This is a genomic window from Caballeronia sp. DA-9 (assembly GCF_051615025.1).
GTDB lineage: Bacteria > Pseudomonadota > Gammaproteobacteria > Burkholderiales > Burkholderiaceae > Caballeronia > Caballeronia sordidicola.
The window spans coordinates 205,325-229,405 of record NZ_CP195131.1 but is presented as its reverse complement, the minus strand read 5'-3'; the positions used below and the strand labels follow the sequence as shown (position 1 = coordinate 229,405).

Annotated in this window: 25 protein-coding genes; 10 read left to right on the top strand and 15 right to left on the bottom strand. The window is 60.7% G+C overall.

Features of this window, described 5'->3' with window-relative positions:
- Positions 1-38 precede the first annotated feature (38 nt).
- From ACRWA7_RS01025 to ACRWA7_RS01015, 3 genes are all read left to right on the top strand, one after another.
- Positions 39-1,043 (top strand): autoinducer 2 ABC transporter substrate-binding protein, encoded by a 1,005-nt coding sequence (locus ACRWA7_RS01025; protein ID WP_060856524.1) that lies wholly within the window; start codon positions 39-41, stop codon positions 1,041-1,043.
- An 89-nt stretch (positions 1,044-1,132) separates the two neighbouring features.
- A complete protein-coding gene (locus ACRWA7_RS01020; RefSeq protein WP_438390691.1) occupies positions 1,133-2,662 on the top strand; it encodes a sugar ABC transporter ATP-binding protein in 1,530 nt (509 codons plus the stop codon).
- The gene (locus ACRWA7_RS01015) at positions 2,659-3,720 is read left to right on the top strand and encodes an ABC transporter permease (RefSeq protein WP_060856525.1); all 1,062 of its coding nucleotides are present in this window, start codon (positions 2,659-2,661) and stop codon (positions 3,718-3,720) included. Before ACRWA7_RS01020 ends, ACRWA7_RS01015 begins: the two co-directional genes overlap by 4 nt.
- A 37-nt stretch (positions 3,721-3,757) precedes the next feature.
- On the opposite strand, the gene ACRWA7_RS01010 is transcribed toward ACRWA7_RS01015, so the two are convergent.
- The gene (locus ACRWA7_RS01010; RefSeq protein WP_438390690.1) at positions 3,758-4,660 is read right to left on the bottom strand and encodes a LysR family transcriptional regulator; all 903 of its coding nucleotides are present in this window, start codon (positions 4,658-4,660) and stop codon (positions 3,758-3,760) included.
- A 260-nt stretch (positions 4,661-4,920) separates the two neighbouring features.
- Here ACRWA7_RS01010 and ACRWA7_RS01005 point away from each other — a divergent pair, with 260 nt between their 5' ends.
- Positions 4,921-5,700, top strand: a complete 780-nt coding sequence (locus ACRWA7_RS01005) for an SDR family NAD(P)-dependent oxidoreductase (protein WP_438390689.1) — start codon at positions 4,921-4,923, stop codon at positions 5,698-5,700.
- Positions 5,701-5,787: 87 nt separating this feature from the next.
- On the opposite strand, the gene ACRWA7_RS01000 is transcribed toward ACRWA7_RS01005, so the two are convergent.
- The 4 genes from ACRWA7_RS01000 to ACRWA7_RS00985 form a co-directional block, all read right to left on the bottom strand.
- On the bottom strand, positions 5,788-6,783 hold the full coding sequence (locus tag ACRWA7_RS01000; RefSeq protein WP_438391020.1) for an aldo/keto reductase: 996 nt from the start codon (positions 6,781-6,783) through the stop codon (positions 5,788-5,790).
- A gap of 39 nt (positions 6,784-6,822) precedes the next feature.
- On the bottom strand, positions 6,823-7,446 hold the full coding sequence (locus ACRWA7_RS00995; RefSeq protein WP_438390688.1) for an FMN-dependent NADH-azoreductase: 624 nt from the start codon (positions 7,444-7,446) through the stop codon (positions 6,823-6,825).
- Between the two features lie 135 nt (positions 7,447-7,581).
- Positions 7,582-7,893 (bottom strand): hypothetical protein, encoded by a 312-nt coding sequence (locus tag ACRWA7_RS00990; RefSeq protein WP_060856529.1) that lies wholly within the window; start codon positions 7,891-7,893, stop codon positions 7,582-7,584.
- Between the two features lie 46 nt (positions 7,894-7,939).
- The gene (locus ACRWA7_RS00985) at positions 7,940-9,064 is read right to left on the bottom strand and encodes an AbrB family transcriptional regulator (protein WP_438390687.1); all 1,125 of its coding nucleotides are present in this window, start codon (positions 9,062-9,064) and stop codon (positions 7,940-7,942) included.
- A 207-nt stretch (positions 9,065-9,271) separates the two neighbouring features.
- On the opposite strand from ACRWA7_RS00985, the gene ACRWA7_RS00980 reads away from it, so the two are divergent.
- The 4 genes from ACRWA7_RS00980 (at position 9,272) to ACRWA7_RS00965 (ending at position 13,588) form a co-directional block, all read left to right on the top strand.
- Positions 9,272-9,895, top strand: coding sequence for a TetR/AcrR family transcriptional regulator (locus tag ACRWA7_RS00980; protein WP_060856531.1), 624 nt, complete (start codon positions 9,272-9,274; stop codon positions 9,893-9,895).
- Positions 9,896-9,924: 29 nt separating this feature from the next.
- Positions 9,925-10,410 carry a CPBP family glutamic-type intramembrane protease gene (locus ACRWA7_RS00975; RefSeq protein ID WP_438390686.1) on the top strand — a complete coding sequence of 162 codons (486 nt, stop codon included), beginning with the start codon at positions 9,925-9,927 and terminating at the stop codon, positions 10,408-10,410.
- A 434-nt stretch (positions 10,411-10,844) separates the two neighbouring features.
- Positions 10,845-13,070, top strand: a complete 2,226-nt coding sequence (locus ACRWA7_RS00970; protein ID WP_438390685.1) for a TonB-dependent receptor — start codon at positions 10,845-10,847, stop codon at positions 13,068-13,070.
- Between the two features lie 119 nt (positions 13,071-13,189).
- A complete protein-coding gene (locus ACRWA7_RS00965) occupies positions 13,190-13,588 on the top strand; it encodes a DUF6632 domain-containing protein (RefSeq protein WP_438390684.1) in 399 nt (132 codons plus the stop codon).
- 25 nt (positions 13,589-13,613) lie between these two features.
- On the opposite strand, the gene ACRWA7_RS00960 is transcribed toward ACRWA7_RS00965, so the two are convergent.
- Entirely contained in the window at positions 13,614-14,363 is a 750-nt protein-coding gene (locus ACRWA7_RS00960) for an SDR family NAD(P)-dependent oxidoreductase (RefSeq protein WP_438390683.1), read from the bottom strand.
- Positions 14,364-14,461: 98 nt separating this feature from the next.
- Between ACRWA7_RS00960 and ACRWA7_RS00955 the strand changes: the two genes are divergently transcribed.
- Positions 14,462-14,836, top strand: a complete 375-nt coding sequence (locus ACRWA7_RS00955) for a winged helix-turn-helix transcriptional regulator (protein ID WP_060856535.1) — start codon at positions 14,462-14,464, stop codon at positions 14,834-14,836.
- Positions 14,837-14,886: 50 nt separating this feature from the next.
- Here ACRWA7_RS00955 and ACRWA7_RS00950 read toward each other — a convergent pair whose 3' ends face one another.
- The 9 genes from ACRWA7_RS00950 to ACRWA7_RS00910 all read right to left on the bottom strand — a co-directional run bounded on the left by ACRWA7_RS00950 (position 14,887) and on the right by ACRWA7_RS00910 (position 22,597).
- Entirely contained in the window at positions 14,887-15,606 is a 720-nt protein-coding gene (locus ACRWA7_RS00950; protein WP_438390682.1) for a DeoR family transcriptional regulator, read from the bottom strand.
- A 151-nt stretch (positions 15,607-15,757) separates the two neighbouring features.
- Positions 15,758-16,687, bottom strand: coding sequence for a malonate decarboxylase subunit epsilon (gene mdcH / locus ACRWA7_RS00945; protein WP_438390681.1), 930 nt, complete (start codon positions 16,685-16,687; stop codon positions 15,758-15,760).
- Positions 16,684-17,310: a malonate decarboxylase holo-ACP synthase gene (locus tag ACRWA7_RS00940; protein ID WP_438390680.1), complete on the bottom strand. Its 627-nt coding sequence runs from the start codon at positions 17,308-17,310 to the stop codon at positions 16,684-16,686. Before ACRWA7_RS00940 ends, mdcH begins: the two co-directional genes overlap by 4 nt.
- A complete protein-coding gene (gene mdcE, locus ACRWA7_RS00935) occupies positions 17,307-18,116 on the bottom strand; it encodes a biotin-independent malonate decarboxylase subunit gamma (protein ID WP_438390679.1) in 810 nt (269 codons plus the stop codon). Before mdcE ends, ACRWA7_RS00940 begins: the two co-directional genes overlap by 4 nt.
- Complete coding sequence (locus tag ACRWA7_RS00930) at positions 18,116-18,961, bottom strand: biotin-independent malonate decarboxylase subunit beta (protein ID WP_060856540.1); 846 nt, start codon at positions 18,959-18,961, stop codon at positions 18,116-18,118. The genes mdcE and ACRWA7_RS00930 overlap by 1 nt, the downstream gene beginning before the upstream one ends.
- On the bottom strand, positions 18,958-19,260 hold the full coding sequence (locus ACRWA7_RS00925) for a malonate decarboxylase subunit delta (RefSeq protein WP_438390678.1): 303 nt from the start codon (positions 19,258-19,260) through the stop codon (positions 18,958-18,960). The genes ACRWA7_RS00930 and ACRWA7_RS00925 overlap by 4 nt, the downstream gene beginning before the upstream one ends.
- Before the next feature lie 17 nt (positions 19,261-19,277).
- A complete protein-coding gene (locus ACRWA7_RS00920) occupies positions 19,278-20,135 on the bottom strand; it encodes a triphosphoribosyl-dephospho-CoA synthase (RefSeq protein WP_438390677.1) in 858 nt (285 codons plus the stop codon).
- Positions 20,136-20,140: 5 nt separating this feature from the next.
- On the bottom strand, positions 20,141-21,817 hold the full coding sequence (gene mdcA / locus ACRWA7_RS00915) for a malonate decarboxylase subunit alpha (RefSeq protein ID WP_438390676.1): 1,677 nt from the start codon (positions 21,815-21,817) through the stop codon (positions 20,141-20,143).
- Between the two features lie 36 nt (positions 21,818-21,853).
- The gene (locus tag ACRWA7_RS00910) at positions 21,854-22,597 is read right to left on the bottom strand and encodes a GntR family transcriptional regulator (RefSeq protein WP_060856543.1); all 744 of its coding nucleotides are present in this window, start codon (positions 22,595-22,597) and stop codon (positions 21,854-21,856) included.
- A 165-nt stretch (positions 22,598-22,762) separates the two neighbouring features.
- On the opposite strand from ACRWA7_RS00910, the gene ACRWA7_RS00905 reads away from it, so the two are divergent.
- A complete protein-coding gene (locus ACRWA7_RS00905; protein ID WP_438390675.1) occupies positions 22,763-24,070 on the top strand; it encodes an MFS transporter in 1,308 nt (435 codons plus the stop codon).
- Positions 24,071-24,081 lie beyond the last annotated feature (11 nt).

The window sequence follows — 24,081 nt, the reverse complement described above, 5'->3', positions numbered from 1 at the left end:
CATGTGCTGCACATACGAACCATAACGGAGACAAACGCATGAAACTCAATCGTATTGCCATCGCGCTCGCCGCTGTCACGCTGACTGGCGGCATCATTGCCGCCGCGCAAGCCGCGACCAATGAAACCATCGTCACGGTGGTGAAGGTCACGGGCATCAACTGGTTCAATCGCATGGACGACGGCGTGAAGGAATTCGCCAAGGACAATCCTGGCGTGAACGCGTATCAAACGGGTCCGGGACGTGCGGACGCGGCGCAGCAACTGAAGATCATCGAAGACCTGATTGCGAAGAAGGTCACCGCTATTGCGGTGGTTCCGTACGATCCGCCAACGCTCGAACCCGCGCTCAAGAAAGCGATGGATCGCGGCATCAAGGTCGTGACGCATGAAGCGGACAACGCCAAGAACACCATGGTCGATATCGAAGCCTTCGATAACACCGCGTACGGCGCGGGTCTGAACGAACGTCTCGCGAAGTGCATGGGTTCGCAAGGCAAGTGGGCGGTGCTCGTTGGCTCGCTTGGCAGCCGTTCGCAGGTTCAATGGGCGGACGGCGGTATTGGCAATGCAAAGCAGAAGTATCCGAAGATGGATCTGGTCGAGCCGAAACTCGAAACCAATAACGACGGCGAACGCGCGTATCAGGTTGCAAAGGAAGTGCTGCGCAAGCACCCGGATTTGACGGGCTTTCAAGGGTCGTCGTCGCTGGATGTGATCGGCATTGGCCGCGCGGTGGAAGAGGCGGGCAAGGTCGGCAAGATCTGCGTGTATGGCACCGGCCTGCCAACGGAAGCGGGCAAGTTCCTCGAAAGCGGCGCGATCAACGGCATCGCCTTCTGGGACCCGAAGCTCGCGGGCGAGGCAATGAACAAGATCGCGAAGATGCTCGTGGATGGCAAGACGGTTGCGAACGGCTCGGACCTGGGTATCGTTGGCTATAACAAGGTCACGGTGAGCAAGGGGCCGGGCAAGGGCATCATCGTGCGCGGCACCGGCTGGGTCGACGTCGACAAGACCAACTACAAGCAGTACCCGTTCTGATCGCAGCCGACCGCATGCAAGGCGTGCATGGCGTCCCGAAAGGAACCATGCGCGCTGTCGTCAAGAAGCTTGAAAGGGTTGAAGGTTCAATGATGAGTACAGTCCCGCTTCTCGAAGTCGTCGATATCCATAAACGCTTTACCGGCGTCTATGCGCTGCGTGGCGTGAGCCTCGCGTTCGAGCGTGGGCAGATCTATCACCTGCTCGGCGAGAACGGCTGCGGCAAGAGCACGCTGATCAAGATCATCTCGGGCGCGCAGCCGCCCGATCAGGGCGAGCTTGTGATCGAAGGCGTGCGGCATGCGCGGCTGGCGCCGCTGGAAGCGTTGTCGGCGGGTATCGAGACCGTGTATCAGGATCTTTCGCTGCTGCCGAACATGAGCGTGGCGGAGAACGTGGGTTTGACTTCGGAACTCGCTGAACATGGCGGCCGGCTTGCGCGGACTTTCGATCGCCGGGCGCTCGCACGCACGGCCGCACGCGCGCTCGAAGCCGTGGGTCTTCCCGGCGACGCCGACTTTCAGGCGACGCTGGTAGAACAATTGCCGCTGGCAACGCGGCAACTCGTGGCGATCGCGCGCGCGATTGCGAGCGAAGCGAAGTTCGTGATCATGGATGAACCCACGACATCGCTCACGCAAAAGGAAGTCGATAACCTGATCGCAGTGCTCGCGAAGCTGCGCGCCGATGGCGTCGCGGTGCTGTTCGTGAGCCACAAGCTCGACGAGTGCTACGCCATTGGCGGCGAAGTGATCGTGCTGCGCGACGGCCAGAAGATGGCGCAAGGTCCGATCGAAAATTATACGAAGGCGCAGATCGGCGAGTTGATGACGGGCAAGCAGCTATCGAACGAGCGGTATCGGAAGGCCGGGGTCGCAGATGGGCGCGACACCGTGCTGGACGTCAAGGGCTTGTCGCGTTCGGGCCAGTTCGCCGATGTCACGTTCTCGCTGCATCGCGGAGAGATTCTCGGCGTGACCGGCTTGCTGGATTCGGGGCGCAACGAACTCGCGCGGGCGCTGGCCGGCGTCGCGCCCGCGGATAGCGGCACTGTCACGCTTGACGGTTCCGTCGTAAGGCTGAAAACACCTTCGGACGCGAAGTGGCAACGCATTGGCTACGTGCCGGAAGACCGCCTGAACGAAGGCCTGTTCCTCGATAAATCCATCCGCGACAACGTCATCACCGCGTTGATATCGAGCTTGCGCGACCGCTTCGGGCAAGTGGACAGGAAGCGTGCGCGCGAGCTTGCCGAGCGCACGGTGAAGGACTTGCAGATCGCGACGCCGGACGTCGACAAACCCGTGCAATCGCTTTCGGGCGGCAACCAGCAGCGCGTGTTGATCGGCCGATGGCTCGCCATCGATCCGCGCGTACTGATCCTGCATGGGCCAACCGTTGGCGTGGACGTGGGATCGAAGGACATCATTTACCGCATCATGCAGCGGCTCGCGCAAGAGGGCATTGGCATCATCCTGATCAGCGATGACCTGCCCGAGCTGCTGCAGAATTCCGATCGAATCCTGATGATGAAGAAAGGCCGCGTTTCGAACGAATACCGGGCGGAGCAGTTGACCGAGGCCGATCTTTACCACGCACTACTTTCAGAGGCAGCATGAGCGAGTCAATTCATCGCGTTGCTCAGACATCGCAGGTCAAGGCGCCGCTGGCCGACGTCGCGCCGCAAGTGCGGCAGTTGAGCTTTACAGCGCGTCTGGTGCGTAACCCGGAGTGGTTCACGCTTGGGTTGATCATTGTCACGTGCCTGGTAGTCGGCACGCTCAATCCGCGCTTCTTCCAGTTCGCGACGGTCTTCGACTTGCTGCATTCCGGTACGACGGTCTCGCTTTTTGCGCTGGGGACGCTGGTGGTGCTGGCGTCGGGCGGTATCGATGTATCGTTCACCGCAATCGCCGCTTTCACGATGTACTCCATCACCAAGGCCGTGTTCGCATGGTGGCCGGATGCGCCGTTTGCGCTGATCCTGCTGTGTGGCGCGCTGGGCGGCGTGTTGCTGGGACTGATCAATGGCGTGCTCGTGCATCGGCTGAAAGCGCCTTCGTTGATCGTGACCATTGGCACGCAGTATTTGTATCGCGGTTTGCTGCTGACGTTCGTGGGGACGCAGTTCTTCATGAACATTCCGCACAGCATGGATAGCTTCGGGCGTCTGCCGCTGTTTTTCTATCACACGAACGACGGACTTCGGGCGGTGTTGCCGGTGTCGGTGATTGCGCTCTTTGTGGCAGCGGTCGTGACATGGTGGCTGCTGAATCGGACAATGATGGGACGCGGCGTCTATGCAATGGGCGGAAGCTTGCCGATTGCCGAGCGGCTCGGGTACAACCTGCGCGCGATTCACTTGTTCGTGTTCGGCTACACCGGAATGCTGGCGGGAATTGCCGGAATCCTGCATGTATCAACCAATCGGCTGGCGAATCCGTTTGATCTCGTCGGAACTGAACTCGATGTCATTGCCGCCGTGATTCTGGGCGGCGCGAGGATTACGGGTGGCACGGGAACCGTTGTCGGGACGCTGCTCGGCGTGGTGCTCGTTACGCTCATTAATAGCGTGCTGATTCTCGTCGGCGTGCCGAGCACCTGGCAGAAGGTGATTATCGGCGCATTTATTCTCGTGGCCGGGACGTTGTTTGCATTGGGAAGAAAGGCAAGGTAAAGGCAACGCTGGCCATGCGCCCGCGATAATCGCGACGTCAGTCGCGCTGCGTGGCGTACGGAAGTTTTCGGACCAGTTCGTCGAACACCAGCCGGATCCGTTTCGGCACGGGGCCGCGCTGCGGCCGGTACACATGCAGCTTCCATGGCTCGGGCTCGAAGCGCCGCAGTATTCGCACCAATCGGCCGCTTTCCACATACGGCCTCACCAGATATTCGGTGCATTGGCTAAAGCCGATACCCGCGCATGCTGCCTCGATTTCGACCTCGGTATCGTCTGTCACGAACGCGGGCGATTGCGGCAGGAAATGCCGCTCGCCCCGGAAAATCCATGGCCAGGGCCGGCCGTTCGTGCGATCGATCAGGCTCGTGACCGGCATGGCTTCCAGATCCTTCAAATTCTTCGGCTCACCTATCCGCTCGATCAACGCGGGAGACCCGACCACCCAGATTGGCAACGGTCCAATCACGCGAGCGACAAAGCGGTTGTCGCCCATCACGCCGGCCCGCACGCCAATGTCGATCTGTTCGTCGACAACGGCGGACGGCGTATCGGACAGCCTCAGGTCGAGCACGAGACCCGGATGGCGCGTCATGAGGTCGGTGAGTTGCGGCTGGACGTAGCGCCGTCCCAGTCCGCCTGGCGCGGTGATCCTGACCGTGCCGGCCGCTTCGTCCGAGCCGACCGCGCTCGGGTCGAAAAGACCGTTGACCGCGCCCAGCGCCGCTTGTGCCTTGAGCGCGAACGACTGGCCGAATGCGGTGATCTGGATGTTCCGGGTACTGCGGTGAAACAGCGTCTCGCCCAATGACTGTTCCAGTTCGCGCACCGCGCGCGTGACGACCTGAGGCGAAACGCCAAGCCGTCGCGCCGCCTCGCGAAATGTTGGCGACGTTGACGCAGCGGCGAAAATCTTCAGGATTTCAAGTCGGTTGAGCATCGGTCGAAGGTGTCCATTATTCCGAGGAGAAGAACGAGGCCGGCTTTATTGTTCCCGGTCCGGATTTTCATGGCGTAAGGATTCAGGGTCAAGCGACGCCGATTAATTCCTCTTTTAGGAATTTTAAATGCCTGATTGTTCCATTTAAATCCATCTTCTATCTCTCCATACTTCCCTTCAAGCGTGGGGCGCATTCATCGATACACCGCACGCTCACTTGGTCAATCGGCGGCAACGTCACAGCAAGGAGGGATGAAGGCATGAACGCAGTCACGGCAACACAACGTCAGCTCGAAGGCAAGGTAGCGCTCGTCAGCGGGGCAAGTTCCGGTATTGGGCGCGCGACCGCGCTGGAGCTGGCCCGGCGCGGCGCGAAGGTGGTGGTCGCGGCCCGTCGCCGCGATGAGCTTGACCAGGTAGTTCAGGAAATAACCGCCGCGCATGGTGATGCCGCGGCCATCACGGTCGATGTGTCGAAGGAAGAGGATCTCAGGAACATGGTGGACTTCGCGGTGTCGACCTATGGACGGCTCGACGTCGCCTTCAACAACGCGGGCACCGAGGGCGTGTTCGCGCCGCTCCTGGAACAGGATGCCGAACGCTTTGACATGGTCTTCGAGCCCAACGTGCGCGGCGTGCTGAACGCAATGAAGTACGAAGCCGAGGTCATGCTCAGGCAGGGTTCGGGAAGCATCATCAATAACGCGTCGATGGGCGGCGTGATCGGCTTCGAAAATGCGTCGGTGTATATCGCGAGCAAGCACGCGGTGATCGGCATGACGAAGACTGCATCAATTGAATGGTTTCGCCGCGGCGTGCGCGTGAACGCGCTGTGCCCAGGCCTGATCGAGACGCCTTTTCATCATCGGGGCATCTGGCCTTCGGTGGAAGCACAGCAATCGTTTGCCGCCGGCACGCCGGCCGGGCGCTGGGGTTCAGCGGAGGAGATGGCCACTATCGTGGCGTTCCTGGCATCGGATGATTCGAGCTATGTGTCGGGACATTCGCTGGTCGCCGACGGCGGCTATTCGATCGCCTGATGTGATCGAGCAGCGTTCTTCGCAGGATGGGTGAGCGACGCGCCCGAAGCCTCGCGTGGCTTCGGGCGCGCCATATGCATGCGGCGGTTATAGGTTGAGCATCGACATTTCGTTGTCGCCGTAGCGCTTGCCTTGCACCGCATGCGCCGCGATGGCGGCGTCTATCGCCTCGCGGTCGGCTGATGTGAGCTTCACGCTGGCCGACGCGATGTTCTCTTCAAGACGCGCGCGTTTGCGTGTGCCGGGAATTGCCGTGATCCACGGCTTCTGGGCGAGCACCCATGCAAGCGCAAGCTGGCCTGGGGTGATGCCTTTGCCGTTGGCAATGTCGGTCAGGCTTTCGACCAGCGAAAGGTTCTTTTGCATCGCGTCGGGCTGGAAGCGCGGATGGCGGCGGCGCAGATCGTCCGATGCCAGCGCCTCACCGCGCTTGAATGCACCCGCCAGAAAGCCGCGGCCGAGCGGGCTGTACGCGACAAAGCCGATACCCAGTTCCTCGAGCGCACCAAGCAGTTGCGCTTCCGGATCGCGGGTCCAAAGGGAGTATTCGGTCTGCACGGCCGCGACCGGATGCACCGCGTGCGCCCGGCGTATCGTCGCCACGCTCGCCTCGGAAAGCCCGAAGTGCTTCACCTTGCCCGCCTTGACGAGATCGGCGACTGCGCCCGCAACGTCTTCGATCGGCACGTTCGGATCGACACGATGCTGGTAGAAAAGATCGATGTGGTCCGTGCGCAGCCGTTTGAGCGCTGCGTCCGCTACCTGCTTGATGTGCTCGGGGCGGCTGTTGACGCCGACGGGCAGCGGGCCGCCCGACGGATCGAGTTCGAAGCCGAACTTGGTCGCGATCACGACCTGGTCGCGCACGGGTTCCAGCGCTTCGCCGACCAGTTCCTCGTTGACTTTGGGGCCGTAGACCTCGGCTGTATCGAAGAATGTGACGCCAAGGCTGACCGCATCGCGGATTAGCGTGATCATTTCCTTCCTGTCGCCCGCGGCGCCATAGGCCCAGCTCATTCCCATGCAGCCGAGTCCGAGCGCCGATACTTCGAGCCCGCTTTTTCCAAGTGTGCGTTTTTCCATCATGTATCTCTCCTTTGGTTGGCAGCCGCGGCCGGTGTATCAGGGCTGCGCGATGAGTTCGGCGGCCTTCGCGCGCGCGGCGCGACGGCCCTGTTGATCTGCTTGGTGGCCGAGCAGCGTCCCTTCCACCGTGATCGGCTCGAAGCGGGTGATGCCTGCCATCCGGCCCCAGGTCCGCAGATACGCAACCTGATGGTCGAAGTCCGCTTCGGGGTAATCGCCGCCGAGCGGCGCGCCTCTCGCCGCAATCACGATGAGCCGTTTGCCGGCAAGCAGGCCGGTGAGGTTTTTTCCATCGAATGTGAACAGCAGGTCCTTCTGCGATACCGCGTCGATCAGGTGCTTGAGCCGGTACGGAATGCCGAAATTCCACATCGGCGTGCTGATGACGATGACATCGGCGTGTCGGAAGCGTTCGGCAAGTTGTCCAATCTGCCGCCATGCGCGGTCTTGTTCGGCGCTCAACGGCGTGCCTTCGATGCCGGCATATTTCGCACCCAGCGCCGGGCCGTCGAAGGGCGGCAACTCGGTGCGCCAGACATCGAGCGTATCCACCTCGCCTTGCGGATAAAGATCGTGCCAATGCCCAATAAGGCTTTGAGCGACATCGAGCGAAGCGGAACGCTCGGCGCGTGGCGACGCGACGACATGAAGCAGGCGCATGGATTCCCGGACGGACGAGGTTGGCTGTCTGGAATTATGGCCGCGCGAAGAGCGGGAATATAGGGGAGCGGCTGCGCATTCACTATTCCTCGCCGGGGAATAGTGACGTCTCGTTTCCGATGATGCTGACTGCTTTCAGTCCGCTCGCCGGTTTCGCTGAACCTTGCCAAAATGAAGCGACAGGTAGATCCCGATGGCGAGTCCCCCGGCAAGTCCCGCTGCGGCATCCGGGCCCATGTCCAGCGAGTTCGCGTTGTGCGCCGCGATCAGGAAGGCGATGGCGAGATTGGCGAATCCCCAGATTACGTTGACGAGCGGCGGGGAATTACCCACGCCTCTTGGCCGGGCAAACGGAGTAGGGAAAGCAAGTCCCTGCAAGCCGGAAGCCAGATGCGGGACGCAATTGCACACAAGCGCCCCGACGAAAAACGCCCAAACATGCTGCATGTGATTACCTCGATGGTAGTAGAAAATAAAAACGTCGCTGATGCGTTCAACAACTTCGAGTGTCTTCGGGTCCGGCGGTATCTGCCTTCACCGCAGTGCGCCGCGCGAGGAATCGGGCGGCCAGAGGACTGATGGCCAGCACGGCCACAAAGCGCGCCATCTGCATGGCCATCACGAAGCGCACATCCACGTTGCTCGACGCCGCGATGATCGCGACCGAATCCGCGCCTCCGGGACTTGTCGCCAGATACGCGGTCAGCGGGTCAACGCCGGCCACGGCGACGAGCGCTGCCCCAATCCCGCCGCACACTGCAATCAGGGCCAACGAGCACGCGATGATCCGGGGCAGCGCCCTCGCTGCGTGCGCAAGAAGCGCACGCGTGAATCTCAAGCCAATCCTCCAGCCCACGAACGCATAGGCCACGGCCAGCAACCAGTGCGGCAGTTCAATCGTGAGCCAGCCGTGACGCACCAGGACGACGCCGGCAACGAGCGTGACCAGCATCGGACCCATGGGGATTCGCAGCCGCCGTCCGAGAAGCGATCCAAGCACCGCGAGGGCGAGCGTCTTGGTCAGCGGCAACCAGGCGAGCGCGGGAAACCAGATGATCGCTGGCGCGACATGGTGCGGCCCCACGCCGCTTACCTTGGCCACGACGGAGGCGACCGCCGCCACCATCAGGACCCGCAGGTATTGCATGACGGCCACCAGTTGCGCGTCCGCGTCGTAAGCCTCGGCCATTAGCGTCATGATGGTTGCCGCGCCCGGGCTGACGCCCCATAACGCGGTAGTGCCCGGAAGGACGCGCATGCGGACCAGCAGCCAACCGAGCACGCCGCTGGCCACGATCACGGAAAGAACGCCGGCGGCAAAAACGGGCCAGTGAACACCGAATTCGCCTACGGTCGACGACGGCAGCATTCCGGCGATCATGCAGCCGATAAGCCCTTGGACCGGGACGAAAGCGCGCGGCGTGAGCCGGAGTTTTCCGCCGTTGCCGCTAATGACGATCCCGGCAAGCAGAGGTCCGATCAACATGGCCGCTGGCACGCCAAGCCAGATGAGAACGGCGCCAAAGCCGACAGAGAGAACGATGAGCGCGGCCCACTGGAAGGCCGGCGTTGATTCCTCGATCCATCCTGAAGACCGGCGAAGCGTTTCATGAGTCATGACTGGCGAGTGTGTGTGAGATCGGCGAGGGCAAGCGGCGGGTCAATCACTTTTTGCGAGGATATCCTCGCAAAAATAGTAGAGGATGCCCTCGCATATGTCAACGATGACTGTAAAGAACCAATTCGGCCCCAATGCATTAAGCTCCATGCGATGTAGTAAAATGAGAGGAAATGCTCTCAAAACTTCGCATATCGGTTAGCCAGGATGAACTTGCCCAAACAGATTTCAGACGCCGCTCGTGGATCCGAACCCAAAGGAGAAAAGGGCCGCCTGCGCGTTGCCGCGATCATGGAGGCTGGGGTTCAGGTGTTCACGGAGAAAGGTTATGACGCGGCGACCATGACCGAGATCGCTGCCCGCTCCGGGACGGCGATCGGCTCGCTTTATCGATTCTTTCCGTCAAAGGAGTCGCTCGCCGACGCGCTGCTGCTTCGTTACGCGCTTCACGTCAAGAATGGACTTGCCGAGATGGCGCAGCAGGTGTCGGAGTTGCCGCTTGAAAGCGTGGCCGATGCGTTTGTCGACTTCATGCTTGTGCTGCAATCGCAGCGCAGCTTCGCAAATTCCCTGGTAGATGCGCGTGGGGCCAGCGCTGACGAACGCGCGCGGTTTCGCGAAGTGATGCGCGGGGGCGTGGCGGACATACTGCGCCGGGCGATTCCCGGCTTGAGCCCGGCCAAGGCGAAGCTCATGTCGGTCGTGCTGCTTCACACACTCAAGGGCGTGGTCAATACCGCGAACGAAGAGCCCGCCATTCGAGCCATGCTCCTGACGGAAATCCGTGAACTCGTTCGCATCTATCTCGCGTCGGCATCCGGGCGTGGGTGAGGCGTGTTCTCCTGGTCCAAAGAAAAACAATGCGCATCGCGACATACCAAACAGCCGTGAAGTGGTTGACTGGACTGCCCCCGGTAAAGCTGGTTCTGCTCGCGTTCGTGTGTACCTATGTTGCCGCCATTCCAACGATAGCCTTTGCTGTCTTTCATCCAGGAACGCCGTTCGGCGGCCCCGGCTGGGGAAAGAACGATCTCCTCAGGATTCTTTTGCTTGGCTGCTTATTGGCGCCGCTGCTTGAGACGGCAATAACGCAATGGGCTTGCATTCGACTTTTAGAAAAGCTCCGTTTTCCCACCGGAATGGCGATCGTGGTATCTGCCGCATTCTTTGCGTCAGGCCACAACTACAGCACGCTGTATATGTGCATGACATTTCTTATCGGACTGGTGCTTGCATCGGTATTTGCGATTGAGGATGCGAGAGACGGGCACCCGTTTTTAGCGACTCTTGCAGTCCATGCCTTGCGAAACTGGGTAACGGCTGGGTTCACGGTTTTCGTCCTGTGAACGGGAAAGCGGGCATTTTTATGCTCCCGGGCCAAACACCCCGTTAGACGCCGCGACAACTTCATGACAATCCATTGATCTCCTTGCAACGGGGTAGCGCTCGCAGGCTTGTAACAACTCGTAATGAATGCGCTTGAGCGCGCCGGAATAAATGTGTGACCGGTTCGTTGAAAGGGGGCTGGCAGAGTTCGCTTTCGCGTTTGTCCATCGATATCAGGGAAGCCGAAAGGCGCGTTGAATTCTGTATCGAACTTCGCGAAGAAACGGTGCAAACGTGAATAAGAAGGGCTAATTTCGGCTTTTTTTTGAATATAAATCGTAACGATTTGCATTTACAGATTAAGCCTGAGCACGGCCTTATCAGCCTTGGACTGCAAACCCTGCGCTCGCATACGACATGACAACCGGCACCACGCAAAACAGGAGAATGGAACGTGAAGAAAATCGATGTCCGAAGGTTCGGAAAAAAGGCAAGCGCGGGCTTGGCCGGGTCACTCGTTGCACTGACGCTGGCCCATCCGGCAGCGGCTCAGGAGACGCCGCCATCCGGCAACAAGACAGGCAACGCGGTTGAAGCGCCGACATTGCCGCCCGTACAGGTCCGTGCAACATCCGGGCTGGCTCAGAACGATAACGTGAACGACCCCAGCCAGATCACGGGTGTAAGCAAGACGGGAACCGCGCTCAAGGACTTGCCCGCGAGCGTGCAGGTGATTCCGCGCGCGCTCCTGACCGAGCAAGGCGCGACCATGCTGCGTCAAGGCGTCAGCAATGCCAGCGGCGTGAACGTCGGCGGTCAGGATACCAAGGGCTATTACGATCACTTCCTGGTCCGCGGCCTGAACGCGCAGATCTATAACGACGGGTTCTCCGACGGCGACTTGCTGGGCGGCATCTCGCATTCGCTGAATGGCGTGGAGCGCATCGAAGTTCTGGAAGGTCCCGGCTCGGCGCTGTTCGGCAGCGGGCCCCCGGGAGGCACGATCAATATCGTCCACTACACGCCGTCCTCCGATTTCCATTTTGGCGGCAATGTGCAGTCGGGTTCGTTTGGCACCATCGGCGGTAGCGGTTATGTGACGGGACCGACCGGAATTTCGGGCTTGAACTATCGCGTCGACGCAACGGTATCGCGCTCCGATGGATTCCGTGATCTGGCCAGCCGCGATGAGGAAATCCGCCCGGCGTTCGAATGGAAGCTCGACAATCACAAGATCAATTTCTCAATCGATGCGCGAGACATTCACGAAACGCCCGACTCGTACGGCCTGATCTATTTCAATGGATCGCCCATTACGGGCGTATCGCGCGACGCGAAATATTCGACGCCGTTTGCGTTCGCTCGCGGCAACTACGTTCGCCCGACGCTTACCGACGAGTGGAAGGTCAACGACTTCCTGACCATCAACAACCGCTTCTCGTATTTGCACCGCAGCCTCGACGTGCTGGGCAACGGCGACAGCACGAGTACGAAGGTGAGCGGCAATCAAGTGGTCGGCAGGCAACTGCGCCAGCAGGATGATTCGGATAACAGCATCGACTATCAGTTGGAGCCGGTGTGGCGCTTCGCGACCGGCAGCGTCAAGCACACGTTGCTGACGGGCTTCGAGTATCAGCACCAGACCATCGATACCGAACGCAGCACGGCGGATCTGCCGAACATTCCGAATGCATTCGCCCCGGTGCCACCGGAGACTTCGCTGGCCGGGCTGACGTTTCTCTGCGACGCCAAGCACTCGTGCGACAACGATCATCTGCTCGCCAATTACTACAGCGTTTATGCAACCGATCAGATCGACGTCACCGACAAGCTGAAAATCCGCGCGGGCGTACGCAAGGATTGGTGGGACACGTCGTTGACGCCGAACATCACGGTGCCTGGACGGTTCGACACGCAGGGAGACCCGCTCGTGGCCGGCATGACCAACACGCGCAACGACGCGCCGGTGAGCTGGAACGTCGGCGTGCTGTACAAGGTACTGCCGTGGATGTCGCCGTACTTTGGCATCTCGAAGAGCCATCTCGCTAACTTCAACTCCGAGAATACGCAAAATGGCATTGGCGCCCCGGAATCCGCGCTGCAATACGAAGCAGGCATCAAGTTTTCGTTTCTCGATGACAGGTACGTCCTGAACACGGCGCTATTCGACGTAAAGCGCGACAACGTGGCGTCTCTGACAACCATAAACAATATCGAAAGCGTCGTCTTCGACAGTCAACGCACGAAAGGCGCGGAAGCTTCTCTGGACGCGAGCCTCACGTCGCAATGGCATGTTATAGCCAATTTCACGGCGCAACAGGCGAAGATCACGGACAATCCGCAAGGTATTACGTCGGTCGGCAATCATCCTCAGGGCGCACCGGCGTACATCGCGAACTTGTGGACTACGTACAATTTTTCCATCGCGGGCGTGCCAGGATTCCATGTCGGCGCGGGTGTCAACTATGTCAGCAAGACCTATAGCGATATCACGAACGTCAATTCCATTCCGTCGTATGTGATCGCGAATGCTGCAATTGGCTATGAAGCGCCCAAATGGGGAATCGATCTCAACGTTCACAATCTGACGGACCGGCGTTACTTCGTGGCGGCGAATGCCGCGGGAGCGTACGAGGGTGAATCGTTGAGCGCGTTCGTCAACGTCCACGCCAATTTTTGAGCGCGGAGAAAGTGGCGAGTAACAGGCGGATACGGAAAAGCGGCGCGGGGTACTCCGAAAAAAACGGCCGCATACAGGTGTAATGTATGCGGCAGGCACGCCGCCCCAAGGAGACCGTCATGAACGACACACAACGACTCGCTGCCTTGCGCATCGCCTTGATTGTCGTCGGTCTGATCGCCGTATTCGCGATCTGGCCGTTAATGATCCTGTGGCCGTCCGGCTGGACGTGGCACAGCGGCCATTCCGACTATCCGCTGATGATCGTGGGGATATACGCGACGCTCGGCGTGTTTCTGCTGATTGCGTCGCGTGATCCGATGAAGCATCTGAGTCTGATCTGGTTCACGGTGTGGTCGAACGTCGTGCACGGCACGATCATGGCGGTGCAATCCTTCGGCGTCGAAGCGGACGGGGCGCACCATCTCGGCCATTTATTCGGCGATGTGCCTGCGCTGTTCGTTGTCGCGGCCGCGCTCGCTTTCTTGACGCCGCGCGGCGACAAGGTGCGCGCCTGACGCGGCGCCGCGGCTGCAAACTTCCTTAAACCTGAGCCATGCCGCCATCGACAAACAACTCGCTTCCGGTCATGAAGCTGCTTTCGTCGGATGCGAGGAACAGCGCGGCAGCGGCGGTTTCTTCCGGCTTCCCGATGCGTCCGAGCGGCGTCTGCGCGGTCAGACCGGCAATCATCGCTTCCTGATCGCTCGGCGGAACAAGACCATCGAGCAAGCCCGGCGTGGCGGTTGCCCCGGGAGACAGCACGTTCACGCGGATGCCGGTGCCCTTCAGATCCAGCGCCCAGCTTCGCGCAAGGTTGCGAATGGCAGCCTTGGTCGCGCTATACACGCTGAAAGCCGGCGTGCCCTTTGAACCGGTGGTCGAGCCGGTGAGGATGATCGACCCGCCCGCCGTCATCAGCGGCAGCGCCTTCTGAACCGTGAACAGCGTCCCCTTCACGTTGACGCCGAAGGTCCGGTCGAACGACGCCTCGGTAATGGCCCCAAGGGGCTGCATGTCGCCCAATCCCGCATTGGCGAACAGGACATCGATTCGGCCGTGCTCCGACTTGATCGTGGCAAAGATGCGATCGAGGTCCTCGAGTCTGGAGATATCTCCCTGGATCGATGTCGCACCCTGTCCGATTGTCTTGAGCGCCTGATCCAGCGCCTCCTTTCGACGGCCGACGATAACCACCTTCGCACCTTCCGCCGCGAAGCGCGTAGCCGCCGCCAGTCCAATGCCGCTATTGCCGCCCGTCACCACGGCAATTTTTCCATCGAGCCTGCTCATAATCACCTCCTGAGGAATCAAGTAGGGAAGAGTAGACTTGAGCAAACAATTTGAACAGTATTTATCTTTTGGTAAGTACCTCGGCTGGAGTATCAGAAATGTCGACGATGAGCTTTACGTGCGGGCTGGACGCCGCTTTAGCGGTGCTTGGCGCGAAATGGAAACCCTTGATCCTGTTTCATCTCGCCCATGGCGTGCATCGCTATGGCGAACTGAAGCGTGCGGTGGGCGGCGTCAGCGACAAGGTGCTGATTCAGCAATTGAAAGAACTGCAGATGGACGAAGTGATCGAGCGAATCGACTTTAAGGAGATTCCGCCGAAGGTGGAATATTCCCTCACTGATTTTGGGCGGTCTCTGGCTGCGGCTTTAGCGCCGCTTTGCGCGTGGGGCGTTGAGCATATGAGCACCGTAGAGCGAATCAGCCTTCGCCGGCGCGCTGACGCCAGCATGGAGGACAGCAAAGTGCGGTGACGTACTTATCGGAATGGTGACGGCCTGCATCTGGATGGGCCATTTCACCATCACTTCCTCCAGCTCATCCCCGTCTCCGTAATCACGGCATCGAACTGTTCCAGTTGCGAGAACCGCAGCGCCTTGACCTTCCCCAGCTTGCTGGCGTCGACAACAAGATGTCTTTCAACAGCACTCTCCATTGCCGCCTGCTTGATCGCCACCTCGTGGAAATTCCAGCACGTCACGCCGCGCGTTTCGTCCACGCCGCCCGCCGATATGAACGCCTTGTTGATCCCCATCCGCTTGAGCGTTTCGATGCTTTCATCGCTGGAAAACGAATCCGATGACGGCGCATAAACGCCGCCCAGCAAGATCATCCGGACGTTCGGCTTGCGCCGCAGAATCTCGGCCACATTCAGCGAATAACACACGACCGTCAGATGCATTTCCGCGGGAATCAGCCGCGCCAAGGTAGTGAGCGTCGTGCCGCAGTCGATGAAGACGGTCTCGCTGTCCACCAGCAAGCGCGCGGCAACCGCCGACGCGTCCGCCTTGGCTTGCGCGAAGTGATCCTTTTCTTCGTCTATGGTATAGCCCGAACCATTGGGCACGTCCGAAGCGCGAACGATATAACCGCCAAGATAAGTGAAGGTCCCGGGACTCGATGCAATGTCGCGGCGCACCGTCATCTCCGATACATCCAGCAAGGTCGCGGCGTCGCGAAGGCGCATGACGCTTTGTTCGCGCAAGGCTTCAGCAAGAATACGGAGGCGTTCGCTCTTGGTCATTGGGGAGAACGTGAGGGCGCGCGGCCAGCACCGAGTCATGAGTTGTTAGATTATGTTCGCCGAATGAAATGATTATAACAAGCGGGTGCATGAAAAATGATTCGGGAAAACGCGTTCCAGCGTCGCCGGACGTGTTTGGAATTGCCCGTTATCAGCCGGCGGCGCGTGCCCGGATCAGCGCCGCAGCCGAACTGATCGACGTCTGTTCCACGGCGACCTTCGCGACATTCGGAAGGGCATCGTCGGCGAGTTGCGTGAGCGTGCGCCCCGGCGGCATTTCCACGAACACCTGCATTCCGAGTTCGCTCAGCACGATGGTGGAGTCGTGCCACCGGACGGGATAACGCAGGTTCGTCGCGAGGTCCAGGCGCACCGCTTCGGCCTGCCGCAACGGACGCGCGCCGCGATTGCCGATGTACGGAATCGACGGCGCATTGAACGCGATCTTGCTTGCGGCTTCGGTGAGTTCGCGGGCTGCGCTGTCGAGAAGCACGCAGTGCGACGGCACGCTTACCGCCAGGCGCTCGGCTTTGCGCGCGCCTGCGCGAAGCGCAGCCTGGCGCACCAGTTCGAGGTCGTTATCGGCGCCGGCCACCACGATCTGCCGTGGCGCGTTGAGGTTCGCGATGAACGCAGCCTTCGCATGCGTACCGGCAATGACGGCGTCCACTTCACGCTCGCCAAGCCCCGACATGGCAAGCATGCCATAGCCCTGCGGATAAGCGCGCTCCATTAATTGCGCGCGCAGGTGCAGGAGCCTCAAAGCGTCATCGAAACTGATGGCGTTCGCCGCAACCGCTGCGCCGTATGCGCCTACCGACAACCCCGCGACCGCATCCGGCGCGATGCCTTCATCGCGCAACGCACGCACCGTTGCAACGCCGGCGACAAACAAACCAAGCTGCACGGCAATGGTCGATCTCAATGCGTCGGCGCTATCGAGGTCAAGGACGTTCATATGCAACACGTCCGATGCCTCTTCGAAAGTCGACGCAATCCGCGCATGCGGCGAAGTTCCACCGGGCGTGTGCAGGAAGCCCGCGAACTGCGAGCCCTGGCCGGGAAAAAGGAAAGCGATCATGTGCTGCGGCTCGCTTGCCAGGGATCGGTGACGAGCTTCACGCCATCGGCTGATCGCAGCATGACGTGTGCGCCGGAACGTGCAAACTCAGCGAGAGAAAATGCGCCTTCGCACGTTTCGATCTGAACGTCGATGCGTGTTTTGTGTTCAAGAGCGGTGGCCGAAAGTGCATCGAACAGCTTCTTTGCTATAGAACGGCTTAAGGGTTCAGGCGCGCGCATTACAAGATCGAGATCGCTTGTATCGGTGACCGTCGGACATCCGCTTGCCAGTTCGAAGCCCACGCTGCCCGTGGGTCCCCACGCGTATCCGAAGGAATCGCAAATAGGCATGATGGTCCCGAGCAAGCGGAACGCCGGTAACGCCGCGCGAGTCGAGCACGGCTTTTTCATGCGAAGGACTTCAGGCGAGAGCACTTCCCGAACGTGCACCGGATCAATCCATGAACCGAAACGCTCGCTGCGCACCGCACCGCGAATTCCCACTGCAATGCGTCCCTCCAGATCGTACGCACGACGAACCACCACGAACGGTGCGCGTTCCAGTGAAGCTGCAACCCATGCAGGCGCATCCGCAAAAGCAGGCGTGTCTGGTCCGAGCCGCAGCAAGTCGTGCGGGCTCACGGCGCGTCCCATTGCTCCGCCATGCGCTTGCGCACTTCTATGGACGCAGCACGAATGCGTTTTGCATCCGCCGATTGCAAGCGTGACGAGAGATCGTTCGGACCTCGGCGGGCATCGTCCACGGCCGCGATCAACGAAGCCTGGACGCGCGCCACATCTTCGCGCGTGGGGGTATCGGCATTGATCCCTTCTATCAGTTCATGCAAGAGCCCAAGCTTTGCATACGCGCTCATCTTGTACGACATCGGCAGTACGCGATCACCGAGTTCATCGAGTCCCTCCACGCTGCGGCGTGTGACGCGCGCAGCCGCTTCCTTGCCCATTGCGTGCACGCTGATGCCGCTCGCGTCCAGCGCGACGATGCGGTTCGCCTGATAACCATGCGCGAGGAACGCGCCCGACATGGCGGGGCCGACAATCAACGCGATTACCGGATGCCCGGCGAGCCGCGCGCTCGCATAGGCGTCCACGCCCGCCGCGCACGCAAGATGGACACCAAGCAGCTCCTCGCGACGGCCATACGCCTGGCTTTTCACATCGACGATAGCAATGATTGGGCCCTTAACCGTTGCCTCGCGATCCGCGTCCATTGCCTCGCGCACCGCTCGCGCGAGCAGCCAGCCTTGTTCCAGTCCGACCACGTTGTCGGTGGCGCGCGGGAAGCGGTTGTGCGGGTCCGGAACAATGGCGATAAAGCGCGCGGTGGCATCGCCAAGCGCGGCGTCGGCACGGCGAACCGGACCATCGTCGTTAGCTTCACGCGATGTCAGCGCGTTGAACCAGATTTGTCCGCGTGTGGCGCTCATCATGCGTCTCCTTGCCAAAGCGTGCGCAGCACGGCGGGATCGATTGCCGATGGATCGACGCGCGCAAGCCGTTCGAGTTGTTTATCGACTTGTTCCGTGCGGTGACTTTGTGGCAGGCCACTTTCGAATGCGCTCAGCACCGCGTCACGGACCTGATCCGTATCGTCTTCCACGAGCGTATCCACAAGGCCGACCGCCGCGCGTTGCTCGCCGCCGATCATCGACCAGATGAGCTTCCGGTCACGCGAATCGAGCTCTTCAACGCCCGCTTCCTGTTCGATCACCTCCGGTCCGTTCATGCCAAGCCGCGCCTGGCGCGTCATCACGAGATAGCTGCACAAGGCCGCGGCCAGCGACATTCCGCCGAAGCATCCCACCATCCCGCCGATCACGCCGACCACCGGCACATGGCGACGCAACGCGACAATCGCCGCCTGGATCTCCGCGATCACCGCGAGCCCGAGATTGGCTTCCTGCAGCCGCACGCCACCGGTTTCGAACAGGATCACGGGGCGTATCGCGCGGCCCGCTTCGAACTCGCGCAATGCAAATTCAAGCGATGCCGCGATCTTCGCGCCCGACACTTCGCCAATGCTGCCGCCTTGAAACGCAGGCTCGATCGCGGCAATGACCGCAGGTTCACCGCCGAGCGTTCCGCGCGCGATCACCGCGCCGTCGTCGGACTGGCAGACTACGTTCTGCATCGCGAGCCATGGCGACTCGAGCCGGTCGAACGGCCCGAGTAACTCGCGGGACGTGCCCGGATCGAGCAGCGCGCGAGCACGTTCGCGCGCCGTCAGTTCTATGAAACTATGCCGTGCAATAAAGCTGTCGTGAGCGTTCATGGCGTGACTCCTTCGCTGGCTTCCACTACTTCGGCCAGCCGCAGCATCACGACGCCGGGTGTTGCGCCGAAGTCGTTCAATTCGAGTTTGGCGGCGCCGTCGTATCGTGAGAAAAACCGGTCGAGCACACTTTTCCAGACATGTTCATATCCGTCGACGCTCGTGCGGATCACGACTTCCGCACGATCCGTTGCCGATGGCGACAGCAGGATTTCCAGGTCTCCCGAACCAACGACACCCACATGCGCGCGTTGCGGCACGAGGCGTGTGGCGGGGTATTCGTAGCGCAGGTTTTCCATGGCGGAATCTCTCAGCGTCAGCCGACGCAGGCAAGGGTATCGAGAAAGAGCGTCGCGGCGAGCAAGTCCGCCGCGCCACCGGGCGACGCGTTCAATTCCAGCAACTTGCGGTCGAGACGCAGGAGCGCCGCGTAGCCTTCACGTTGCGATGCGCCGCCTGCTTGCAATACTTCGCGCGCGCCGGATTGCGCGGCTTCCAAAGCAACGCGGCCGCCCCGATGCAGAAGACAGGTGTCGTCGAGCGTGGCGATGATGGCCGCCAACGCGTCGAGCCGCGCGTCGTTTTCGGAGGCGCCTTTTGAGCGGGAATCGCGCAGGGCGGGCAACCCGGCGTGAAGCACATGAGGAAAACCTTCTGCCGCCTGTCCTCGCGCACCGGCAACGCCAAAGCGTTGAATGACGCGAGCGCCATGTGTCGATGCAATGGACGAAGGCGCAAAACGATCCTCGAAGCGCGAGATTGCGGCGGCTTGCGAACACAGCGTTTCCGGATCGCTGGCGGGGTTCATCGCGGCTGCTGCAACCAGCAGCCCGACAATCCATATCGCGCCACGATGCGCATTGCTGCCGCCTGTTGCGCGCAGCATCGCGACTTCGCCTTCGCGGCCGATACGCGCAAGCTGCTCGCGCAATCGTTGCGACGGTTCGGTATTTACCGACGCACGCGCCAGTGCAAGAAAGGTCGGCCGCAATGCACGAGCGGAACGCAGCATTGTGTTGAGGTCGAGATCACGATGCGCTCCGCTGCCACGCCGATCCACCAGCGCGGGTTTTGGCGTGAGGCAGGCTTCGTCGATCAACGCATTGACTGCGAGGTCGGCGAGCACCGACTGGTCGCATACGGTGTCTTCAATGAGAGCCTGAGCGCAGCGCATGGCGCTCACCAGCCGCGAAATTTCGCGGGCGGCTGATACAAGCCGCCGGACCACGCCACCAGATCATCGATACTGCGCGCCGCAAGCAGCGAGCGCTTCGCTTCGCCGCGCCGAATGCCGAGGTCTTCCGGATACGCCACCACGCCGCGCCGGCGCAACTCCGCGGTCTTGGCCGGGTCGGCGCGCATGCCGATGGGTGTCACGCCGGCCACCGCCCGCAACGCCGCACGGCGTTCCTCAACGCCCTCTGCCGCGTGCAGATACGCGATCCCTTCCTCGGTGACCACGTGGCTCACGTCGTCGCCGTAGATCATCACCGGCGCGATCGGCATGTTGCTTTGCTTGCCGACGGCGATGGCATCGAGTGCGTCGACAATGGTCGGCTCACCGCCTTTCTTGAACGTCTCGGCGGTCTGCACGACCAGTTTATGGCCGCGGCTTATTGCGCTGTTGGGTCCGTCGCTTTTCATCAACGATAACCACGCTTCGCTCGAATGCCGGCGTCCGCGCGGATCGTGCCCCATGTTTGGCGCGCCGCCAAAACCGGCGAGACGGCCGAGCGTCACCGTCGAGGAATTCGCGTCAGCGTCCATCTGCAATGTCGAGCCGATAAACAGATCAACGCCGTATTGCCCGGCGAGCTGGCACAGCACGCGGTTCGAGCGCAGGCTGCCATCGCGTCCGGTGAAGAACACGTCGGATCGCGCTTCAATGTAGTCTTCCATTCCCACTTCGCTGCCGAAGCAATGCACGCTCTCCACCCATCCGCTTTCGATGGCGGGAATCAAGGTGGGATGCGGATTGAGCGCCCAGTGCGTGCAGATCTTGCCCTTGAGGCCGTGCGCCGCGCCATACGTGGGCAGGAGCAGTTCGATGGCGGCGGTATCGAAACCGATGCCGTGATTCAACGCCCGCACGCCATAACGTTCGTAAATGCCGCGCAGGGTCATCATGGCCATGAGAATCTGCAATTCGCCGATATGACGCGGATCGCGCGTGAACAACGGCTCGACCGCGAATGGCCGGTCCGCCTGCACGACCACATCGACCCATGAGCCGGGGATGTCGACACGCGGCAGTTCATCGACGATCTCGTTCACCTGCGCGACCACGATGCCATGACGAAATGCCGTCGCTTCTACAATGGTTGGCGTGTCTTCGGTATTCGGACCTGTGTAGAGATTGCCGTGCCGGTCGGCCTGCACTGCGCATACAAGCGCCACCTGCGGCGTCAGGTCGATGAACATACGCGCATATAGTTCGATGTACGTATAAATCGCGCCAATTTCGAGTTGTCCGTCCTCGAGCAATTGCGCGACCCGCAGGCTCTGTGGACCGGCGAACGAGAAGTCCACCTTGCGCGCGATCCCGCGTTCGAACAGCGTCAGGTGCTCCGGCCGGCTGATACTCGATATCAACAGATGCACGTCATGCACGCGCGACGGATCGAGCTTTGCGAACGCACGCGAAAGAAAATCCGCCTGCTTCTGATTGTTGCCTTCCAGCGCGACGCGGTCGCTGGATTGAATCAGCGTTTCCAGTGCATCGACAATGCGTTCCGATTTCAGCACGCCGCCATCGAGCCAGCCTTCGATTGCCTTCAGTCGCCGCGCTTTCTCCAGCGCCCGCGTGTTCCATTGGCGCGGCGCTGGGGCGGTTTCGGCGTGTTCGGAAGAATTCATGCGGTGGCCTCGGGTATGTCTTTTGAAGTCGGGCGCTTACGCTGACTTCGCTGTAGTGGAGGAGCGGCGGCGCTTCTTTGGCTGCGAGGCGTGTGCCTGCTTTTGCGCGTCATGAAGGAAACGATAAACCAGTTCGCCGGTCGCGAGCAGATGACGTGCAACCAGTGTCTGTGCTGCTTCGGTATCGCGAGCGTGCAGTGCCTGGAGAATGGCTTCGTGTTCGGCGTCGGACTGGCCCTTGAACGTGGGCATGCCGAACTTGAGACGCAGATACCGCTCGCCCCTCCGGTGCATGGTGCCAATCAGTTCCATCAGGTGCGGGCGTTCGGCGGGCGCATACAGACTCATATGAAACTGCTCGTTGCGCACAACATATAGCGCGGGATCAGGTTCGTTCGCAGCAGCTTCGAGCAGTTCGCGCGCCTCGGCAAGCGTTGCATCAGTATGGCGCTCGATTGCGATGCCTATCGCCAGACTTTCCAGCGATGCACGAATCTCGTAGATTTCGCGCGCCTCGTCAGGCGATTGAAGGCTGACCGATGCGCCCCGATTCTGTTCGATGGTGACCCAGCCTTCGCTGTCCAGTTGCCGGAACGCTTCGCGCACGGGAATGGCGCTCACTGAAAACTGCCTGGCAATGGCGTCCTGCCGCAGCGGCTCGCCCGGCAACAACGTACCTTCCACGATCGCCGAACGCAACGCGTCCGCAATGTAACGGGACGTGCTTTGACGGGGTTCGAACTGCGCCTCGCGAAATGCCGGACTCAACTCATTTTTCATGCGCGTTATTCACCGAAGCTAGGTACAAGTGCGGAGTGGTCATCCGCGCGATTTCAAATATTATATATGAAATCGCACCTTAAGCCTTCATGCAAGACCCGGTGCTTACCCGCAGACGCCCGATCCACGCACTAGAGCGCGTCGCTTTCAACCAGGAAGACATTCATGCCACGCACACTGGAACCATCGATCGCTGCCGCCCGGCGCACGCGAACGCCGCTGAACCGGACCCAGATCGTGGGTTTCTGGGGCGCGTGGGCGGGCTGGACGCTCGACGGAATGGACTCGTTCATCTACGCGCTGGTGTTGGCGCCGGCCCTGACAGAACTGTTGCCTCGTTCCGGCTATGCCGCCACGCCTGCGAATGTCGGCCTTGCTGGATCGATCCTGTTTGCGCTGTTTCTGGTGGGATGGGGCTTGTCGTTCATTTGGGGGCCGCTCGCTGACCGGTTTGGGCGCACCAAGGTGCTGGCCGCGACCATCTTCACGTTTGCGATTTTTACCGGGCTTGCCGCGACTTCGCATAGCGTTTGGGAACTGGGGATCTACCGGTTTCTGGCGGGCGTGGGCATTGGTGGAGAGTGGGCGCTCGCGGGTACGTATGTGGCGGAGGCCTGGCCTGAAGACCGGCGCAAGATGGGCGCCGGATATCTGCAGACGGGTTATTACGCCGGCTTCTTTATTGCTGCGGCGCTGAACTACACCATTGGCGCGACCTTTGGCTGGCGCGCGATGTTCCTGGTCGGCGTGGTGCCGGTCGTTGTGTCGATCATCGTGTTGCTGCGCGTGAAGGAAACCGACAAGTGGCAGAAGGTCGAGGCGACGGTAGTCAAGCAGGCCAGTTCGTTGCGTTCGATTTTTTCCGCGCAATACCGGCAGCGGACGATTGTTGCGACCGTGTTGCTGACCGTGGCGATTATTGGGTTATGGGCAGGGGCGGTGTATGAGCCTTCGGCGGTAATTCAGCTTGCGACGAAGGCCGGCATGACGAAGCCGGAAGCTGCGCGCATGGCGTCGATTGCGACGGGGTTATTGTCCATCGGTACGATTGTTGGATGTCTTGCGTTGCCGCCGATGGCGGAGAAGATCGGGCGTAGGCTTACGCTTGCGGTGTATTTCATCGGGATGGCAGTGTCGATTGTGCTGGCGTTTGGTTGGGCCTTTTATCTTGAGAACGGGCTCGTGCCGTTTATTGCCTTGCTGGTGGTGTTGGGGTTTTTTGGCGGGAATTTTGCTCTTTTCAGTTTGTGGCTGCCGGAGCAGTTTGAAACCCGCGTGAGAGCGACGGCGTTCGCGTTCTGTACATCGATTGGACGGTTTTTTGGGGCTATTGTGAATTTTGGCATCGGCGCGATGGTACTGCACATGAAGACGCTCGGCGTGCCGATTGCACTGACTGCTGTCGCGTTTTTGATTGGTTTGGCAGTGATTCCGTTTGCGCCTGAAACGAAGGGGCAGGATTTGCCAGGTTGATATGGCTGGGG

Bases quoted from the DNA above. Each gene is read 5' to 3' on its own strand.
- ACRWA7_RS01025 (WP_060856524.1), top strand. From the start codon at position 39: ATGAAACTCAATCGTATTGCCATCGCGCTCGCCGCTGTCACGCTGACT.
- ACRWA7_RS01020 (WP_438390691.1), top strand. From the start codon at position 1,133: ATGATGAGTACAGTCCCGCTTCTCGAAGTCGTCGATATCCATAAACGC.
- ACRWA7_RS01015 (WP_060856525.1), top strand. From the start codon at position 2,659: ATGAGCGAGTCAATTCATCGCGTTGCTCAGACATCGCAGGTCAAGGCG.
- ACRWA7_RS01010 (WP_438390690.1), bottom strand. From the start codon at position 4,660: ATGCTCAACCGACTTGAAATCCTGAAGATTTTCGCCGCTGCGTCAACG.
- ACRWA7_RS01005 (WP_438390689.1), top strand. From the start codon at position 4,921: ATGAACGCAGTCACGGCAACACAACGTCAGCTCGAAGGCAAGGTAGCG.
- ACRWA7_RS01000 (WP_438391020.1), bottom strand. From the start codon at position 6,783: ATGGAAAAACGCACACTTGGAAAAAGCGGGCTCGAAGTATCGGCGCTC.
- ACRWA7_RS00995 (WP_438390688.1), bottom strand. From the start codon at position 7,446: ATGCGCCTGCTTCATGTCGTCGCGTCGCCACGCGCCGAGCGTTCCGCT.
- ACRWA7_RS00990 (WP_060856529.1), bottom strand. From the start codon at position 7,893: ATGCAGCATGTTTGGGCGTTTTTCGTCGGGGCGCTTGTGTGCAATTGC.
- ACRWA7_RS00985 (WP_438390687.1), bottom strand. From the start codon at position 9,064: ATGACTCATGAAACGCTTCGCCGGTCTTCAGGATGGATCGAGGAATCA.
- ACRWA7_RS00980 (WP_060856531.1), top strand. From the start codon at position 9,272: ATGAACTTGCCCAAACAGATTTCAGACGCCGCTCGTGGATCCGAACCC.
- ACRWA7_RS00975 (WP_438390686.1), top strand. From the start codon at position 9,925: ATGCGCATCGCGACATACCAAACAGCCGTGAAGTGGTTGACTGGACTG.
- ACRWA7_RS00965 (WP_438390684.1), top strand. From the start codon at position 13,190: ATGAACGACACACAACGACTCGCTGCCTTGCGCATCGCCTTGATTGTC.
- ACRWA7_RS00960 (WP_438390683.1), bottom strand. From the start codon at position 14,363: ATGAGCAGGCTCGATGGAAAAATTGCCGTGGTGACGGGCGGCAATAGC.
- ACRWA7_RS00955 (WP_060856535.1), top strand. From the start codon at position 14,462: ATGTCGACGATGAGCTTTACGTGCGGGCTGGACGCCGCTTTAGCGGTG.
- ACRWA7_RS00950 (WP_438390682.1), bottom strand. From the start codon at position 15,606: ATGACCAAGAGCGAACGCCTCCGTATTCTTGCTGAAGCCTTGCGCGAA.
- mdcH (WP_438390681.1), bottom strand. From the start codon at position 16,687: ATGATCGCTTTCCTTTTTCCCGGCCAGGGCTCGCAGTTCGCGGGCTTC.
- mdcE (WP_438390679.1), bottom strand. From the start codon at position 18,116: ATGAGCGCCACACGCGGACAAATCTGGTTCAACGCGCTGACATCGCGT.
- ACRWA7_RS00930 (WP_060856540.1), bottom strand. From the start codon at position 18,961: ATGAACGCTCACGACAGCTTTATTGCACGGCATAGTTTCATAGAACTG.
- ACRWA7_RS00925 (WP_438390678.1), bottom strand. From the start codon at position 19,260: ATGGAAAACCTGCGCTACGAATACCCCGCCACACGCCTCGTGCCGCAA.
- ACRWA7_RS00920 (WP_438390677.1), bottom strand. From the start codon at position 20,135: ATGCGCTGCGCTCAGGCTCTCATTGAAGACACCGTATGCGACCAGTCG.
- mdcA (WP_438390676.1), bottom strand. From the start codon at position 21,817: ATGAATTCTTCCGAACACGCCGAAACCGCCCCAGCGCCGCGCCAATGG.
- ACRWA7_RS00910 (WP_060856543.1), bottom strand. From the start codon at position 22,597: ATGAAAAATGAGTTGAGTCCGGCATTTCGCGAGGCGCAGTTCGAACCC.
- ACRWA7_RS00905 (WP_438390675.1), top strand. From the start codon at position 22,763: ATGCCACGCACACTGGAACCATCGATCGCTGCCGCCCGGCGCACGCGA.